Source organism: uncultured Streptococcus sp., assembly GCF_915066115.1.
In the GTDB taxonomy this organism is placed as follows: Bacteria; Bacillota; Bacilli; order Lactobacillales; family Streptococcaceae; genus Streptococcus.
Genome location: NZ_CAJZDT010000023.1, coordinates 1 through 19,183, shown reverse-complemented (window position 1 = coordinate 19,183; position 19,183 = coordinate 1). Strand labels below are relative to the sequence as shown.

Sequence of the window (19,183 nt, the reverse complement as noted above, 5' to 3'; positions counted from 1 at the left end):
CAAGTACAGCCTGCGGCTAGTTTCCTAGTTTGCTCTTTGATTTTCATTGAGTATACGATGTGACAACGTGAAAATCGTTAGAGCATTTTATATAGAATATACATGGGAATGGGGCTTACTCCCATTCCCATATTTAATAGAAAAAGAGGAAATCAATGCTACATTATACAAAAGAAGACTTGCTCGAATTGGGTGCAGAAATCACTACACGTGAAATCTATCAACAGCCTGATGTATGGAAAGAAGCTTTTGAATCTTATCAAGCAAAACGTGAAGAAATTGCAGCCTTTTTACAAGGGATTGCTGATAAGCATGACTATATCAAGGTTATCTTGACAGGTGCTGGGACTTCTGCTTATGTGGGAGATACCTTGGTACCTTACTTTAAGGAAGTCTATGACGAACGCAAATGGAATTTCAATGCCATTGCGACAACAGATATCGTAGCCAATCCAGAAACTTATTTGAAAAAAGATGTGGCGACTGTCCTTGTATCTTTTGCTCGTAGTGGGAACTCGCCTGAAAGTGTGGCGACTGTTGATTTGGCCAAAGCCTTGGTAGATGAGCTTTACCAAGTGACGATTACTTGTGCAGCGGACGGTAAATTGGCTCTCCAAGCTCACGGGGATGACCGTAATCTCTTGCTCTTGCAACCAGCTGCTTCTAATGACGCTGGATTTGCCATGACTTCTAGCTTTACGTCAATGATGTTGACAGCTCTCTTGGTCTTTGATCCTACAGAATTTGCTGTGAAATCTGAACGTTTTGAAGTTGTTTCTAGTCTTGCCCGTAAAGTTCTAGATAATGCAGAAGATGTCAAAGAGCTTGTTGACCTAGACTTTAACCGAGTCATCTATCTAGGCGCCGGTCCTTTCTTTGGACTTGCTCATGAAGCTCAGCTCAAGATTTTGGAACTAACAGCTGGTCAAGTGGCGACCATGTATGAAAGCCCAGTCGGCTTCCGTCACGGTCCAAAATCTCTTATTAACGAAGATACAGTTGTCTTGGTCTTTGGTACAACGAAAGACTACACTCGCAAGTACGACTTGGACTTGGTTCGTGAAGTTGCTGGTGATCATATTGCTCGTCGTGTCGTGCTTTTGAGTGATCAAGCCTTTGGTCTTGAAAATGTCAAAGAAGTGGCCCTTGGTTGTGGCGGTGTCTTGAATGATATTTACCGTGTCTTCCCTTACATCGTTTATGCCCAACTCTTTGCCCTATTGACTTCACTCAAGGTAGAAAATAAACCAGACACACCATCACCTACTGGTACAGTAAACCGTGTGGTACAAGGTGTTATCATCCACGAATACCAAAAGTAATACAGTATTTATGAATTCTTGACAAGAGGATTTGTAAATTATCAGATAAACCATAGATTGTCAGTAGGCTTTCTATGGTTTGTTTGCTTGAGAGAAATAGTAAAAGGAGAACAGAATGAAAGCATACACAGAGCGTGTATTTGGAAATGTTGAGGGACAAGATGTCTTAGCCTATCGTTTTGAGACGGACGGTGGTTACCAGCTTGAGGTCATGACTTATGGTGCGACCATCTTGCGCTATGTCACACCTGACAAGGCTGGAAATTTTGCCAATGTTATCTTGGGTTTTGATGATTTTGATAGCTATGTAGGCAATAGCCCCAAACATGGAGCTAGCGTAGGTCCTGTAGCAGGACGTATTGCAGGTGCGACTTTTGAGCTTAATGGTAAGACTTATGATCTTGAAGTCAACAATGCAAGCAATTGCAATCACAGTGGTTCAACAGGTTGGGATGCAAGTTTGTTTGAACTAATTGAAGTGAGCGACCATGGCTTGACCCTCTACACAGAACGTACAGATGGAACAGGAGGATTTCCTGGCAATCTCAAAATCTGGATCAGTTACCACTTGGAAGAAACTGGAGCCTATGAAATCAGCTATAAAGTAACAACCGATCAGGATACGCTGGTCAATCCAACCAACCACAGCTATTTCAACTTGTCTGGTGATTTCACACAGACAATTGACCGCCATGTCTTCCAACTAAACACAGAGGGAATTTATCCAATTGCGCCCGATGGTGTTCCTGCCAAAACTCCAGATGCCAATCGTGATGTAGTGAAACACATTTATAATGGTGTCTTGTTGAAGGATATCTTTGCAGAAGAAGACGAACAAATCCAGCTAGTATCTGGTTTGGATCACCCATTTGCCCTTCCTGCAGGTCATGACAATGCTGGTTTCCTTTATGACCAAAATTCAGGTCGCTTCCTGCTTTTCAAGACAGAAGCTCCTTGCTTTGTAGTCTACACAGCAAACTTTGTGGATGAAAGTGTCATCATAGGAGGTCAGCCAATGGTACAGCACAATGGGATTGCCCTTGAAGCGCAGGCTTTACCAGATGCCATTCACAGCGACCTCAAAGACCAAGTCGTTCTTAAAGCCGGTCAAACCTTTACAAGCAAGACACGCTATGAGCTTGTTGTGAAATAAAAATTTAGAAATATGATAGGTATTCCAGAAGTTAGGTATCTAATTTTAGGAATGCCTTTTATTATTCCCTTATTTGCATATCTATCCCTAGAATCTTTTAAAAAGTTGATGTATAATGGGAAGAGTTGTATATTTCACTATAAATTAATATACTAATTTAAAAATGTAAAAAGAGGGGAATATGAATTTCAAAACTAGTGGAGAAAAAAGACAGAATTTCTCATTGAGAAAATTGGCAGTTGGCCTTGTATCTGTAGCAGTTGCGTGTTTCTTTTTGATGGGAACTGGCCTACAGACTGTATCTGCCCAAGAATCTCATGCCGTTAATTATACTTATGTTTTAGAGTCGGATTTGACTGATGAAGAGAAGACTCTCTTAGTTACATCCCTACCACAAGTAGCGGAAGAATCTGATGCGACTTACTATCTGGTTTATCGAGCCAATCAAGTATTGCCCAATACGGGGACCAGCTCTTCATTAGGGACTGTTGCCTTGGTGGCAGGCCTTAGTTTATTGATTGTAGTAGTTCTTAAGGGACGTGATGGCAAGAGCAAGATTAGTCGATTCTTGTTAGTAAGCGCTCTAGGCAGTCAGTTGCTGTCTCCAACTGCCCTTGCCTTGACTAGTGAGACATTGGCTGCCTACAATACTCAGCTGTCGGTTCAGGCAGGAGATGCCTTGCCAGCCCCGGTTGATATCCCTGGATATACATACATTGGATATGTGAAAAATAAAGTGACTGATGTTAAGCAATCAGATAAACAGAAGGCGCATGACAGCAAGTCTAACTTAGAAAATGTAGATAGCTCAACGATAGAGGAACAACAAGGAGGAACACCTTCTCCTATAGAGCCTCAACTACAAAAAAACAAAGAAACTGTGGTGCAAGCAAAGGGGAGCCAAGAGCCGGGTCATGAGGGTGCTGCCCTAGTTCAGCCTGTTCAACCGACTTATACAGAACCCGTTAGCACCCAAGGCACACAAGAGTCAGGTCATGAGGGTGAGGCCCTAGTTCAACCAACGCAACCGGCCTACACAGCACCAATCAGTACTCAAGGTACACAAGAGTCAGGTCATGAGGGCGATGCTCTAGTTCAACCAACGCAACCGGCCTACACAGCCCCAATTAGTACCCAAGGTACGCAAGAGTCAGGTCATGAAGGCGAATCCCTGGTTCAATCAGAACTACCAGTTTACACAGGTCCTCAGGAGGGAGCTCCAGTTGAGCCAATAGTGCCAGAGTCTACAGAAATTGTTAGCAGCAAGGGCACGCAAGAGCCCGGCCATGAGGGTGAAGCCTTAGTTCAACCCGTTCAGCCATTTTACACAGCCCCAATTAGTACCCAAGGTACGCAAGAGCCTGGTCATGAGGGCGATGCTCTAGTTCAACCAGAATTACCGTTTTATACAGGTCCAATCAGTACTCAAGGAACACAAGAGCAGGGTCACGAGGGTGAGGCTGCTGTGGCAGAAGCTCTTCCTGAACTGCCTTTGACAAGTACTCGTCGAACAGTAACGGAAACTATCCCTCATGAAACTGAAGAAATCGAAGATGCGACCATCTTGAAAAATCATCGAGAAATTGCTCAGGAAGGAAAAGATGGTTTACGGACAATCGAGTTTGAAGATTATCTCGTAAATGGTAAGGTGGAAGCTAGCAAGGAAATCTCACGTACAGAAGTAGAACCAACCAAAGAGATTGTCAAGGTTGGTAGTCTTGTTAAAACCAAACCAACAGTTGAAATTACTAATCTGGTTAAAGATGAGAGCAAAAAAGCAGTAGCAGTTAACTACCGCTTAGATGACCCAACGTCTGCTTTTGTTAAGGCCAAGGCCCAAATTTTTCAAAATGGAACACTGATTAAAGAAGTGGATTTGAAAGATTTATCCGTTCAGCAAACGATTGATGGTTTGGACTATTATACTCCTTATACAATTAAGACTTACTTGACCTATAATCTAGGCCAATCTGATCAGGAAAATACAGAAGTATCAACGAAAGATTTTCAATTAGACTATAAAAAAATTGAAATCAAAGATGTGGATGAAGTGGGGCTCTATGGTAAGGAAGAGGGTCACTACCGTCGTTATCTGAACTTATCAGAAATACCAAGCGATTTGTCACCTTATTTTGTCAAAATCAAATCAGATAAGATGAAAGAAATGTTGCTACCAGTTAGCTCTATTAAGGAAACAGAGGATGGGAAATACAAGGTAACCGTTGCCTTCAATGAACTGGTTCAAGAGAAAGATTCAGCATACAAGAATAACTATAGCTTCACAGTTGATAAGCAAAAGCTTGCCAAGGACGGTGTCTATACTTCCTTCAAGAAACTGATTGCTGCCATGCAGGGTAATCTAGCTGGAACCTTTAAACTTGGAGCTGATATGACAGCTGATGAAGTGTCCTTAGCTAAGGGACAAACCAGCTATGTGACAGGCACTTTCACTGGTAATCTTATCGGTGCGAGTGACGGTAAGCCGTTTGCGATTTATGACCTCAAGACAGCCTTGTTTGATAACTTGACCAAGGCTACTGTGAAAGATATTGACCTTAAAGCAGTAGCGATTAAGAGTCAAGATGACACAGCCAGCCTAGCAAAAGTAGCTACTAATAGTCAGATTAGTAATGTAGCTGTAGAAGGTCAATTGACAGGTAGCAAGTCAGTTGCAGGTTTGGTAGCGAAGGCTCAGGATACAGAAATCACTAATAGTTCCTTTACAGGTAGCATTCAGGCCAAGCATACGGATGCTTCTCCTTACTATGTGGGAGGTATAGCAGGGCTCTTATCTGGTACTAAGGCTAAGATTGATAAGGTAGCTGTTGATACAAGTATTTCTAGCAATGCCCGCAACAATGACCAATTTGCTGGAGGTATTGTAGGGAAAGTTCAAAGTGGTGCTTTGGTCTCTCATGCACTAGCAAGTGGAACCATCCTCAATACGACAACCTATCCACGTGTCGGAGGTATAGCTGGCTCTACATGGCAAAATGGCCGTATCCATCATGTCGTTAGCATGGTTAATACTGGAGATGGTTATGGCATCACAGGAGACCAATATAAGGGAGCGGACATCAAAGATGCCAGCACTGCTGTTGAGAACAAGAAGGCTGATCTCTATGCGACCCCAATCACCCAAGACCAGGCTAGAGAAAAGGTCCAGTCTTATGGGATGACAGTGACACTAGACGATACAGGTCAAACACTCAAGGATAATCAGCGCAGTGTGGACTATACTCAGTTAAGCCAAGGCCAAGCTAGTCGAAAAGTTGCTTATCACAATATCGAGAAATTGATGCCTTTCTACAATAAAGAGTTAGTGGTTCACTATGGAAATCAAGTCGATCCTACGGATAAGCTCTACACCACAGAACTACTGGATGTTGTACCAATGAAGGACAATGACATCATCACAGATATTCAGGCTAATAAAGCAGCTATCAATAAACTGATGTTGCATTTTGCTGATAATACAATCAGTTATCTGGATGTCACCTACAAAGAAAACTTCAAAAATACACAAATTGCAGAGTATAGCGTAGCAGGTAAAAACTTTATCTTTACGCCAGAGGCTTTTCTATCTGACTATACGAAAGTGACCAATCAGGTCCTAGCAGATTTGCAAGGGGTCGAATATGACTCGGCAGCAATGAGAAAAGTCCTTGGCATTGAGGCAGATGCTTCACTTGATCCACTATATTTGGACAAAGAATTTGAAAAAGTTAAATCCAATATCGGCGAACATCTCCGTAAAGTGCTAGCCATGGACAAGTCTATCAATACGATGGGAGATAGTGTAGCAACCTACATCAGCGAGAAAATCAAGAACAACAAGGAAGCTTTCTTGCTTGGTTTGACTTACCTCAATCGCTGGTACAATATCAACTATGATCACATCAATACCAAGGACCTCAATACCTATAAGTTTGACTTTGATGGCAATAGCACAGCCTCAACCCTGGATACCATTATTGCCCTAGGTCAGAGTGGTATGGAAAATCTCAAGGTATCAAATAATCCAAGTGCCTATGAGACAACTCTGGCCGCCGCAAAAGGTCGCAAGACAGTGACGGATTTACTAGAGTCTTACAGAAAACTCTTCCTACCAACCAAAACCAATAATGAATGGTTGAAGACAAATACCAAGGCCTATATCGTAGAGAGTAAGTCAGCAATACCAGAAGTGCGTGCCAAACAAGAGTCAGCTACACCAGATAGTAACTATACGCTGGGAGTCTATGACCGTATTACGGCACCAAGTTGGAAATTAAAAAATATGCTTCTATCGTTATTGACATTGCCAGAAGAGGATGTTTATGTGATTTCAAACCTTTCTACCTTGGCCTTTGGTGGCTACGAACGTTACCGTGACCGTGTCAATAATACAGTCTTGTCAGGAGAAGAACTGCGTCAGTATGTCCGTGGTAAAGTAGACCAGTCGGCTGAATGGCAACGAGACCACTACGATATCTGGTACCATCTCCTTTCACCAGAATACAAAGAAAAACTCTTCCGTTCAGTCATGGTTTCAGATGGTTTTGGTATGAAAGATAGCAACAGCAAGTATTACTGGGCTACCCTGTCTGATAAGACCATTGATTCGATTTATAACTTCTTTGGACCAACTGGTAAGTGGTATGGGGAAAGTAAGGGAGCTGGAGCCTATGCCAACGGTTCAGAGGTCCACTATGTCAGCGACCGCTTGTTAGATAAATACGGAACATCTGTTTATACTCATGAAATGGTTCACAATTCTGACGGACATATTTACTTTGAAGGAAAAGGTCGTCGTGAAGGATTGGGAGCAGAGTTGTATGCCCTAGGATTGTTACAATCTGCTGACAACCTAGATAAGGATGCTATTGTCTTGAATACCCTTTATAAAGGGGATAAGGATTCACCAACTCGCTTGCATACTTATGACCCGACAAGTCGCTTTACATCAGCGACAGCCTTGCAAGAGTATGTTCACGGTATGTACGATGTCTTGTACACCTTGGACGCTATGGAAGCCAATGCCATTTTAACTAAGTCTAACGATGTTAAGAAAAAATGGTTTAGAAAAATAGAGAATTTCTACATTGAGGACAAGTATCATAAACAAACGCATGCAGGAAACTCTGTTCGCCCACTGACAGATGCTGAAGTAAGCAAACTAACCAGTCTTGATGCCTTGATTGACAATGATATCATCAACCGTCGGGCTTACCGTGATAAGAGTGACTATGCTCGTAATGGCTATCATCTTATCAGTATGTTCTCACCGATCTATGCTGCCCTTAGCAATCCAAAGGGTGCGCCTGGTGATATCATGTTTAGAAAGACAGCCTACGAATTATTGGCAGAAAAAGGTTACCAAGATGGCTTCTTACCATATGTATCGAACCAATATGCAGAAGAAGCTAAACGCAATGGGGACATTACCTATTCAGATTGGCTCCGAAAAGATGTGGGACTCATCACTGATAGCCTCGTCTTCAAAAATGTCTTTGCTAACAAATACGGTTCATGGGTTGAGTTCAAGAAAGATATGTTTGATCAACGTATTCGTAAGCAAGACCAGTTGAAACCAATCACTATTCAGTACGAACTTGGTGTACCAAACAGCAGCAAGGAGATTACAATTCGTTCAGCTACTCAAATGCAAGAACTGATCGATCAAGCAGTGGCAAATGATGTGGCTAACATTGACCGTACGACAAGCCACGCTCCTGCAAGTTGGGTCCACTTATTAAAACAAAAAATCTACAATGCCTACCTACGTAGCACAGATGATTTCAGAGAATCGATTTATAAACAATAAGAAAACTCCCCCACGCTATCCTGTCTAATCCAGTCTATCTTGCAGATGGTCAGTCTTTGTGATAGAATAGCATAAAGTCCTTTTGAGGGGGAACTTGCTAGGAAATCCCCAAGCATTGTAACGGATGAACTACCCTCGCCTTTTTGTGAGGGTGGTTTTTCGTTTGTAAGCAGAAAATAGTAGAGAAAGAGTGTATAGCATGTCGAGAATTGTCACCATTCATCCAGCAAAGGAAATCCATCGCTACGGTTTTGAGAGCACTCAGGCCTATCGTGCCCGCATAGCACGACATCTGGGTTTGGAATATGTCCACCTTGTTTCGAGCCCTCAGCTTCGTCCTGACTGGAAGAAAGACTTGATCAAGTTAGGATTTTTAGAAAAAGAATTGCTCTGCGTTCCTCATAGCTTTTCAGATATGGGGCATGCTGACTTGACAGTGAGACCAGAAAGTCTAACACTAGCAGACGGAGATCAGGTCGAGCTCAATGAAGATGGCTTTGTGGCCTCTGTTACCCTAGGAGATGGTTCGGGCAAATATTACTATACCAAGGGGCCTTTCTTGTTTGAAGATTTCAAGGAAAAGGAACTTCGTTGGTATCATGAAAATGGAGAACTGGCTCTGGAAGGACGCTTTATCGATCCCTTCAAAGAACCCTCTCCTGTAACCATCTTTTACCCAGAATACATCTACCGCATTGAGGGAGAAATCCGTTCTGAAGAGGACTTGCTAGTTAAGTTCTTAGCCAAATGGGCCCAGCAAACCGACCTCTTCATCCGTGACCAACAAATCGTTCCCAAACCCAGCCTCTGGCGTTACATGGAAAACACGGATAAAAATTATTATGAAGTCGTCCATGAAAATATCATGCGAGACTTACGCCTAGCCAATCTGCGCAAGACAAACAAATACTTGGTTGCCAGTGAAGTGTTGACTGATACTTTGGCGAAACAAGGGTATGATACCAAGTTTTTACCACCAATGTTTACAGAAAAAGTAGGTCAGCTAAGAAAAATCGGACCTGTTTTGGACTATTGTTTAGTGGGTCATATGGGAGAAGGCAAGAACGTTGAATTTGTCATTGAATCCTTTATCGAACTCTACAAACGTGGCTCCAAGGCCCAAATTACCTTTTATGGTGGTACAGAGGAGCGTCTAGAGGAACTGCGCAATCGCTACGACCTGCCACCAACCATTCACTTTAAAGGTATCGTTGACGAAGTGCCTTATCATCTGCACCAATGTTATTTATCTGCAAGTTACACAGAGTTATTTGCCAATGCCTGTGTCGAAGCCCTCAATCAAGGTTTACTGGCTTTGTTATCAGATGTGGAGATTGCCCATCGTTTCTATGCTGGCCAGTCCAATGCCATCAACTTGTTTAAAACCAAATCAGAGTTGATTCAAAAGATAGAAGAGATGGAACAGCCTGATTTTTATCTATCGAATGAAAAAAATCTAGCTTTAGCCTCTCGCTATTCTCTGGAAAAAGTAGCTCACATATACCGAGAACTATTAGATAGGAACTTCTAGGATGTTGGGAATTCTAGTCACCCTATCGCTGTATTTCTGCTTGATTTCCTGGATAGCCTATCGGAAAAAAGGGAGCGAAGAGGACTATTATCAGGTTAAGAAAGCTGTTCCTGTGACTGTTTTGGCCTTCTCGGTCTTTGCGACCTTGCTCAGTCCCATTTCCTTTCTAACTCTGGTTGGGAATGCCTATACAGGCAGGTCCTATCTCTGGTTTGCCCAGTGTGGCATCTTTCTAGCCATTCCACTAGCTCATCGCTACTTTTTGCCCCTCTATCAAGAGGGAAACTACGAGACGGCCTATCATCTTTTAGAGGAAAAGTTTCAATCGTCTGGCATTCGCTCACTGGCCTCAGGTCTTTTTATCCTCTACCAGTTGGGGCGAATAGCAGTTGTGACCTACTTGTTGTCTCAGGCCCTAGAGCCCTTTATCCCTATCAATCAACTGGTCTTATCGGGCTTACTCCTTCTCTTGACGGTCTATTATTTAGCAAGAGGAGGTCTCTTGGTTGTCCTGTGGACGGATTTCTTTCAGGGCTTGGTCCTGCTGGCTATACTAGCCCTTTTTCTACCAAGAATTGCCCAATCAGGTCTCGTCCTAAATAGCAGTCAGCAGTTATCTCACTTTGTAGAGACCTTGGATGGGCGGATGGTCTTTATCTTAGTTGCAGGAGCTGGTTTTAGTAGTTTATTTTCCTACGTTTCTTCGCAGGACATCGTCCAACGTTTTAACAGCAAAATGGGGCGCCAGAAGATTGGAAAAATCTTATGGCTACAGGGCCTCTTGTCCTTTGGGATTGCTAGTTTACTGTATCTGATTGGCTGCTTGATTCGTCAGGAAAATTTTGCTACCACATCGACCAATCCTGTTCTCATTGCTTACGCTCGGGAAGGTCTGGCACCTTGGTTTGGCAGTTTCATCATGCTGGCTCTCTTGGCAGCGGGTCAATCCACGGTTTCGTCCAGTATGAATGCAATCGTGACCTGCTTGAAGTTGGATTTTGCTTGGTCAAAGCTGCGCTGGTCGCCAAGCCTCCTATCCTTTGTCATAGCAGGCCTGTCCTGGCTCCTCTGTCTCTTGCTCATGAATGCAGAAATCTACTCTATCTACGAATGGATTAACGGCTTTATGGGTCTGACACTAGGTGTGATAGGTGGATTGTACCTCTTGGTTTTACTCCTCAAAAGACCGAACTTACAGTTAGCCAAAATCTATCTGGTCTTTAGTCTAGGAGCCTTGGTTCTCTATCATTACAGTGGCCTTTTTGCCAACCCCAATCCTTGGTTAAATAGCATCATTACTACTTTATCTGCTCTTTTTATCTCATTTCTAGGAAGACTATATGAAAGCAACATCTAAACCCATAGCCGTCATTTTGATCCGTTCGGGTTCACGCGGCTTAGTAGATAAAAATATCAAACCGCTTGCAGGCAAACCCTTGGTTTTCTATACCATAGAAGTCGCTCTAGCCTCCAAGCTATTTAGTGATATCTGGGTCTCATCAGACTCACTAGCCTATCTAGAACTCTGTCGTCAAGCCTATCCAGAGATTCGTTGTGTCCACAGACCAAAAGAATTGGCCCTATCAACAACCTCTAGCTTAGAAACCTTACGCGACTTTTTACAGCCCTTTGAGGAAGAGCAGGTCTTTGTGAATCTACAGGTGACTTCGCCCCTGAGAGAAGTAGAGCATCTCATCGAGTCCTATCAACTCTACTGTCAGTCTGGCGCTGACCATCTGATTTCCTGTGTTAAGGCGGACAAGAGTCGCAGTCTTTTCTTGCAGCTAGGGGAGTCAGCTTTTATCCGTCCGCCTCAGGTTTCCAAGCACTATGCTCGGCAAAAAGAGCCTATCTATTACTATCCCAATGGTAGTATCTGGATTTCTCGCAAGGACCTTTACCTACGAGATGAGACCTTTTACACGGATAAGACAGTAGCATATGAAATGCCCAAACTCTATTCTTATGATATCGACGATGCCTTGGACTTTGAAGTCGTTGAGACCTTGCTGCAACATCACCACCTAGGAGAATCAAAGAGATGAAACACCTCATCATTGCCACAACGCCCTTGCAGGCCAAGATTGCCCAGCATATCAAGAGACTCTATCCTAATCAGGACTTTGTCAGCCTTTATGTCAGTCCTGTCAAAAATGCCCGTCAGGAGCATTATGCCAAGGATTTTGACCATGTTCATTATCCTCAAACGACAGAGGACTTGGCTCAGATTTGTCAGGAGCTGGCGGGAGACTATGACACTATCTTTTATGCTAGTTTTGACAATAGCTTGATTCTGAACTTGGTTGCTAGTTCAAATTACCAGCACCTCATGAGTTTCGATGATGGCTATGCGGATATTTATCCCTTGGGTATGTATGCTTGGCCCCTTCAACCCAGTCAGGTGGGCTCTTTGGACTTGACCAGAGATGACTTGATTGAGCGGACGGAAAAGCACTATACTCTCTATCGCAGCGACTACCATGTCGTGGCTAGAGAAAAGCTAGTTTATCTGGAGCATTTTTTTAACCTGCCTCAAGCTCCTGTTTCAAATGGCAAGACAGTCAAGGTTCTGCTGGGGCAAAAGTTCTCTGAAGAGGACGATCAGATCTCCATCCGCTTTATCAGTACCTATGCCAAGACCTTGGCCATTGACCTCTATCTACCCCATCCCAAGGAAACCTTCACTATCCCTGATGTGACCTACTTGGAGACGGAGTTGATCTTTGAAGATGTTCTAGCCCAACTCTTTCAAGAATACGAGTTCGTTCATGTCTATCATTTTACCTCATCAGTCAGCCTCCACTTGAAAGACCTTCCCCATGTGACCATTACAGGCATTTCCCTCCCCTACTATGAGGACCGTCAAAAAGAATTGCGACGCTTGGGTTGTCAGTTTGAAAGGGTTTCACTTGGCTGGTAGCATAAATGTATATTTTAAAATATGTAAATCCATACGCTATATGGATTTTTTATATATAAATATAGCAAAAAACTATAGTTTGAATGATCAAAAAGTATTCAAATTCCTTGTATAAGAGGTTTTAAAGTGTTAAAATTAAGTGTCTAATTTTGAAGTTTTCAAGCAAGTATTAGCATAATAACAGCTTAAAAATAAAAATTATACAATAAAAAAAGGATGATGAAGATGTTTATAAATAAAAAAGAAAAATTTTCCATTCGTAAGTTTAAAGACGGTCGTTCAGACTCAGTCAAAATCGGTACAGTCGGTCTGATTGTCGGTGCAGCCCTTGCAATGGCAGGACAACCCCATATTGCAGAAGCAGCGATGACAGAAAACAGCGACAACACAACAACGATCTCAAATGATAAGGGGTCAGTAATTGTAGATACAGCTAATATTGAGAACCCAGATGCAGGTAGGGCATTTTCAACTGATCCAACTGCAGAGGGAACAAATACAATTACTAAAACAGGAAAAGTAGATTACAAATACGTAACTGCTGAAGGTAATACTGTTCTAGAAGAAAATAAAAACCAAAATTCTGGTGCTGATAAAACAATCGAAACAACATACGATGTATACGGTAAATCAGGAGAAGTTTTCAAAGGAACTACAGGTGGTGATGCAGAAGATAGCGACCTAAACGACGCTAAAGAAAATGGTAAGAAAGAAACTATCGAAAAAGATGGGAAAACTTACCACTTAATCGGAGAACCTAAAGTTGAAACTACTGGAAACGGTGGAGGAGTATACTCTGATACAACTCTAGGTGATGTAACTGCGAAACTTACTCCAGAAGGATTAAGTAATGCAGAAGGGAAAATCACTTACGATACAGTAAAAGCAGGTGGAAAAGCTTGGATTGTTGAACAAACTGGAAAAGGAACATATGGTAAATATGTACAAGCTGATTCAGGTGCAATCACTTCTGATGCTAAGATGATAGAAGCTTTCAAAGCTGGAGAAGCAACAGCAAAAAACTTCAATTCAGCGAACGTAACGGCTGATGGAGGAATCAAAGAAGGAGATTATGTTTTCGTCCTTGAGAAAAATACCTATGTAACAGCTAAAACTGAGAGTTTCTCTTTAACAGCACAGATACAATTGTCATCTAGTGATAATGTAGCAGATGATAAAGATGGAACTGGGGCTACTTTAAATAGAACATATGCAATGGTACAAAACTTTAAAGCGGCTCCAGATACTTTAACAGGAGAAGCAAACAAAACTCTTGTAAAAAACTATCTTGCATATCTTCAAGAAAAAGGATTTGAAGATAACCTCCTTAATTTCAAACGATATATTACTTTAGGGATGGCGGCAAAAACTGATGGTCCTCTGGCGATTAGTGCTGATAAGGGAGATCAAGTTGATGATAAAGGAAGACCTACAAGTGATATAACAGCTGATATAGCAAGCGTTACTGATCAAGAAACAAGTACTTTAGAAGATAGTCCTAATTTTCTTATGAAATTTTCTGATCCTTCGCCGGAAGTTGAAGAGTACTCTTATCGTGATGAAATCACGCCACTTCGTGCGTACCGTTTAGCAAGTGGTACTACAACAATCACTTACACTTATGCAGAAGAAAAAACTCGTGAAGTAGAGAAAAAAGGTTCTGTAGTCGTTAACTACCAAACAGAAGACGGAACAGAATTAAAAGCTCCTTACACTGATACTCCTGAAACAGTAGCTGAAGTAGTAACTGAGAAATACTATGTTGATGCTGATGGAAATGATGTAATTGTAAGTAGTACTACAGCTTCTAAAAACGTACCTTACAACACTAAAGAAAATGAAACTGAAAAACCTCAAAAACTTACAGATGCACAAGGAAATGTTTACTACCTAAACGAAGCAAACACAATGACATCTGTAAATGGTACAGAAACTACATCACCAGCTGAAACAGGAACAGTAGTAGAAGGTGTTACAAAAGTAACTTACATCTATGAAAAAGCTGGATCAGTAATCGTTAACTACAAAACAGAAGATGGAACTCCACTTGCAGGAACAGTAGTAGACGAAGATGGAGCTGGTAAAACTGTAGAATCAGGTGCAAAAGACATTGATAATGGTAAACCAGGTACAGCTTATAACACTGCAGACAATGGAATGAAACCAACTCGTATTAAAACTGCAGAAGGCAAAGTATACGAATTAGTTCCAGACTTAACTGAAGGTGAAGAAACAGGTGAGGTTGAATCAGGAACAACTAAAGAAGTAACCTACGTTTACAAAGAAGTTAAAGGTAATGTTGTCGTTAAGTATGAAGATACTGAAGGTAACACACTTGCTGATGACGAAAAAGATGAAACAGATGCTTCTCTAAATGTTAAATACGATACAGCTGACCACAAAAAAGAATCTATCGAGAAAGATGGTGTTAAATATTACTTAACAGCTAAAGAACTGAAAGATGGTTCTAAACCAGCTACTGGAGACGTAGTAGAAGGAACAACTACAGTAACTTACGTTTACGAAAAAGCTGGATCAGTAATCGTTAACTACCAAACAGAAGACGGAACTCCATTAACAGGTACTGCAGATGGTGCAAATGTAGCTTCAGGTGCTAAAGACACTACAGACGCTAAAGCAGGAACTGACTACAACACTGCAGACAACGGAATGAAACCAAACCGTATTACAACTGCAGAAGGTAAAGTATACGAATTAGTACCAACAGCAACTAAAGGTGAAGAAACTGGTAAAGTTGTTGCAGGTGAAACGAAAGAAGTAACATACGTTTATAAAGAAGTAAAAGGTAATGTAGTCGTTAAGTATGAAGATACTGAAGGTAACGTAATCGCTGAAGACGAAAAAGACGAAACAGATGCTTCTCTAAACGTTAAATACGATACAACTGACCACAAAAAAGATGAAATCACTAAAGACGGTGTTAAATATTACCTAACAGCTAAAGCTCTTAAAGACGGTTCTAAAGAAACTGGAGACGTAGTAGAAGGTACTACTGAAGTAACTTATGTTTATGAAAAAGCAGGACAAGTAGTAGTTAACTACCAAACAGAAGATGGAACTCCAATAGTAGGTGTTGATGCAGCAGGTGCTAACGTAGCTTCAGGTGCAAAAGACACTGTAGACGGACGTCCAGGATCAGCATATGACACTTCTGACAATGGAATGAAACCAAACCGTATCACAACTGCAGAAGGAAAAGTATACGAACTTGTCCCAACAGCAACTAAAGGTGCTGGAGAAACAGGTACAGTAGAAGCTGGACAAACTAAAGAAGTAACCTACGTTTATAAAGAAGTTACTGGTGACGTAGTCGTTCACTATGTTGATACAGAAGGTAACACTATCGCAGCTGATAAAGATGATCTTAAAGGTGCATCTCTAAGTGAAAAATATGACACTGCTGTTGACAACAAACCAGAAAAAATCACTGCAGAAGACGGAACTGTTTACTACATTACAAAAGCTGGTCTTAAAGATGGTTCTAAACCAGAAACTGGAAACGTAGTAGAAGGTAAAACTGAAGTAACTTACGTTTATGAAAAAGCTGGATCAGTAATCGTTAATTACCAAACAGAAGACGGAACTCCATTAACAGGAACTGCAGATGGTAAAGACATTGCTTCAGGTGCAAAAGACACTGACAATGGAAAACCAGGTTCTGAATACAACACTGCAGACAACGGAATGAAACCAAACCGTATCACAACTGCAGAAGGAAAAGTATACGAATTGGTCAAAGATTCAACTAAAGGTGATGAAACAGGTACTGTAGAATCAGGTCAAACTAAAGAAGTAACCTACGTTTATAAAGAAGTTAAAGGTAATGTTGTTGTTCACTATACAGATGAAGCAGGAAACAAAATTGCTGAAGATGCTAAAGATACAACAGATGGATCAATTAGTACACCATATGACACTTCTGACAACGGAATGAAACCAGAACGTATCACAACTGCAGAAGGCAAAGTTTACCAATTAGTACCAGCATCAACTAAAGGTGCTGAAAACGGTAAAGTAACAGAAGGAACTACAGAAGTAACCTATGTTTATAAAGAAGTAACTGGTGATGTAGTCGTTCACTACGTTGATACAGAAGGTAACGTAATTGCGGAAGATAAAGAAGATACGAAAGGTGCTTCTCTAAACGCTAAATACGACACAACTGACAACAAACCAGAGAAAATCGAAAAAGACGGAACTGTTTACTACTTAACAGAAAAAGCTGTTAAAGACGATTCTAAACCAGAAAACGGAGACGTAGTTGAAGGTAAAACTGAAGTAACTTACGTTTACGAAAAAGCAGGACAAGTAGTCGTTCACTACACTGACGAAAAAGGTAATACTATCCAAGCGGACGCTGTTGATACAAAAGACGGTAAACCAAACGCTGACTACAACACTGCTGATAATGATATGAAACCAAACCGTATCACAACTGCAGAAGGAAAAGTCTACGAATTAATCCCTCAATCAACTAAAGGTGATGAAACAGGTAAAGTTAAAGCTGGAGAAACTACAGAAGTAACTTACGTCTACAAAGAAATCACTGGTAATGTAGTCGTTCATTACGTTGATACAGAAGGAAATACACTTGCTGAAGATACGAAAGATGTTGAAAATGGATCACTAAGTGATAAATACGATACAACTGACAACAAACCAGCTAAACTTGAAAAAGATGGTACTGTTTACTACTTGACAGCTAAAGAATTGAAAGACGGTTCTAAACCAGAAAACGGTGCTGTTGTAGAAGGTACTACAGAAATCACTTATGTATATGAAAAAGCAGGAAACGTAGTCGTTCACTATGTAGACGAAGCTGGAAATACACTTCAAACAGATGCTGTTGATACAAAAGATGGTAAACCAGGAGCTAAATACGATACTTCTGATAACGACATGAAACCAGCTCGTATCACAACTCCAGAAGGCAAAGTATACGAACTTGTACCAGCATCAACTAAAGGTAGCGAAACTGGTGATGTTGAAGCAGGTAAGACTACAGAAGTAACTTATGTCTACAAAGAAGTTAAAGGAAACGTAGTCGTTCACTACACTGATGAAGCGGGTAACACAATCGCTGAAGATGTTAAAGATACGACTGACGGATCTGTAAGCTCAGCATATGACACAACTGACAACAAACCAGCAACAATCACTACAAAAGATGGGAAACTATACGTATTAGTACCAACATCAACTAAAGGTGATGAGAACGGTAAAGTAACAGAAGGAACTACAGAAGTAACTTACGTTTATAAAGAAGTAACTGGAGATGTAGTAGTTCACTACGTTGACACAGAAGGTAACGTCATTGCTGAAGATAAAGAAGATACTAAAGGTGCTTCTCTAAACGCTAAATACGATACAACTGACAATAAACCAGCAACAATCGAAAAAGATGCTGTTAAATATTACTTAACAGAAAAAGCTGTTAAAGACGATTCTAAACCTGAAACAGGAGACGTAGTAGAAGGTAAAACTGAAGTAACTTACGTTTACGAAAAAGCAGGACAAGTAGTAGTTCATTATGTAGACGAAGCTGGAAACACAATCCAAACTGACGCTGTTGATACTAAAGACGGTAAACCCGGTGTTGCGTACAACACTACTGATAACGATATGAAACCAACTCGTATTACAACTCCAGAAGGAAAAGTATACGAATTAGTACCAGCATCAACTAAAGGTAACGAAAACGGAAGTGTTGAAGCAGGTAAAACAACAGAAGTAACATATGTGTACAAAGAAGTAAAAGGAAACGTCGTCGTTCATTATGTAGACGAAGCGGGTAACACAATCGCAGAAGACGTTAAAGATACTACAGACGGATCAGTAAGCTCAGCATATGACACAAGTGACAACAAACCAGCTACAATCACTACTAAAGATGGAAAACTATACGTATTAGTACCAACTTCAACTAAAGGCGATGAAAATGGTAAAGTAACAGAAGGAACAACAGAAGTAACTTACGTTTATAAAGAAGTCAAAGAAGGTACTACAAATGGAGGCTCACTCACTCCATCTCAACCAGGTTCTCCATCAACACCTTCAACAAACCCAACAAGTCCGGTGAAACCGACAGACCCAAGTCAACCAACAACACCGGCTAACCCAGCAACCCCAGCTGCCCCAGCTAACCCAGCAACACCGGTTGCTCCGGCTAATCCAACTAACCCAACAACACCGGCTAACCCAGCAACTCCAACGATGCCATCAGCACCAGTAAATGGTAAAGCACCACAAGCTCCAGTAGCTCCATCAGAAGCTAAAGGACAAGCTGAACTTCCTAATACTGGTACAGAAGACCATGCTAGCCTAGCAGCACTTGGACTTTTAGGTGTCTTGAGCGGATTTGGGCTTGTTGCTCGTAAGAAAAAAGAAGACTAATTCTAATTAGATTTTCTGATAAGAATAAGGAGTAGGA

General features: G+C 41.4%; 8 protein-coding genes. All 8 read left to right on the top strand.

What is annotated here, in order from left to right; genetic code table 11:
• The first annotated feature begins 155 nt into the window (after positions 1–155).
• The 8 genes from QZ565_RS02935 (at position 156) to QZ565_RS02900 (ending at position 19,146) form a co-directional block, all read left to right on the top strand.
• Entirely contained in the window at positions 156–1,322 is a 1,167-nt protein-coding gene (locus QZ565_RS02935; RefSeq protein WP_247935108.1) for an SIS domain-containing protein, read from the top strand.
• Positions 1,323–1,437: 115 nt separating this feature from the next.
• A complete protein-coding gene (locus tag QZ565_RS02930) occupies positions 1,438–2,475 on the top strand; it encodes an aldose epimerase family protein (RefSeq protein ID WP_201058613.1) in 1,038 nt (345 codons plus the stop codon).
• A 181-nt stretch (positions 2,476–2,656) separates the two neighbouring features.
• Positions 2,657–8,281: a ZmpA/ZmpB/ZmpC family metallo-endopeptidase gene (locus QZ565_RS02925; RefSeq protein ID WP_295525317.1), complete on the top strand. Its 5,625-nt coding sequence runs from the start codon at positions 2,657–2,659 to the stop codon at positions 8,279–8,281.
• Between the two features lie 199 nt (positions 8,282–8,480).
• Complete coding sequence (locus QZ565_RS02920) at positions 8,481–9,812, top strand: glycosyltransferase (protein ID WP_295525314.1); 1,332 nt, start codon at positions 8,481–8,483, stop codon at positions 9,810–9,812.
• Between the two features lies 1 nt (position 9,813).
• Positions 9,814–11,169, top strand: a complete 1,356-nt coding sequence (locus QZ565_RS02915; RefSeq protein WP_295525311.1) for a sodium:solute symporter — start codon at positions 9,814–9,816, stop codon at positions 11,167–11,169.
• Positions 11,153–11,857: an acylneuraminate cytidylyltransferase family protein gene (locus QZ565_RS02910; RefSeq protein ID WP_295525308.1), complete on the top strand. Its 705-nt coding sequence runs from the start codon at positions 11,153–11,155 to the stop codon at positions 11,855–11,857. Before QZ565_RS02915 ends, QZ565_RS02910 begins: the two co-directional genes overlap by 17 nt.
• Positions 11,854–12,732, top strand: a complete 879-nt coding sequence (locus tag QZ565_RS02905) for a glycosyltransferase family 52 (RefSeq protein ID WP_295525305.1) — start codon at positions 11,854–11,856, stop codon at positions 12,730–12,732. Before QZ565_RS02910 ends, QZ565_RS02905 begins: the two co-directional genes overlap by 4 nt.
• A 225-nt stretch (positions 12,733–12,957) precedes the next feature.
• On the top strand, positions 12,958–19,146 hold the full coding sequence (locus tag QZ565_RS02900) for a MucBP domain-containing protein (RefSeq protein ID WP_295525301.1): 6,189 nt from the start codon (positions 12,958–12,960) through the stop codon (positions 19,144–19,146).
• Positions 19,147–19,183 lie beyond the last annotated feature (37 nt).

Excerpts from the sequence above, each read along its gene's own strand:
- QZ565_RS02915 (WP_295525311.1), top strand. The coding sequence starts at position 9,814 with ATGTTGGGAATTCTAGTCACCCTATCGCTGTATTTCTGCTTGATTTCC.
- QZ565_RS02920 (WP_295525314.1), top strand. The coding sequence starts at position 8,481 with ATGTCGAGAATTGTCACCATTCATCCAGCAAAGGAAATCCATCGCTAC.
- QZ565_RS02935 (WP_247935108.1), top strand. The coding sequence starts at position 156 with ATGCTACATTATACAAAAGAAGACTTGCTCGAATTGGGTGCAGAAATC.
- QZ565_RS02910 (WP_295525308.1), top strand. The coding sequence starts at position 11,153 with ATGAAAGCAACATCTAAACCCATAGCCGTCATTTTGATCCGTTCGGGT.
- QZ565_RS02930 (WP_201058613.1), top strand. The coding sequence starts at position 1,438 with ATGAAAGCATACACAGAGCGTGTATTTGGAAATGTTGAGGGACAAGAT.
- QZ565_RS02900 (WP_295525301.1), top strand. The coding sequence starts at position 12,958 with ATGTTTATAAATAAAAAAGAAAAATTTTCCATTCGTAAGTTTAAAGAC.
- QZ565_RS02905 (WP_295525305.1), top strand. The coding sequence starts at position 11,854 with ATGAAACACCTCATCATTGCCACAACGCCCTTGCAGGCCAAGATTGCC.
- QZ565_RS02925 (WP_295525317.1), top strand. The coding sequence starts at position 2,657 with ATGAATTTCAAAACTAGTGGAGAAAAAAGACAGAATTTCTCATTGAGA.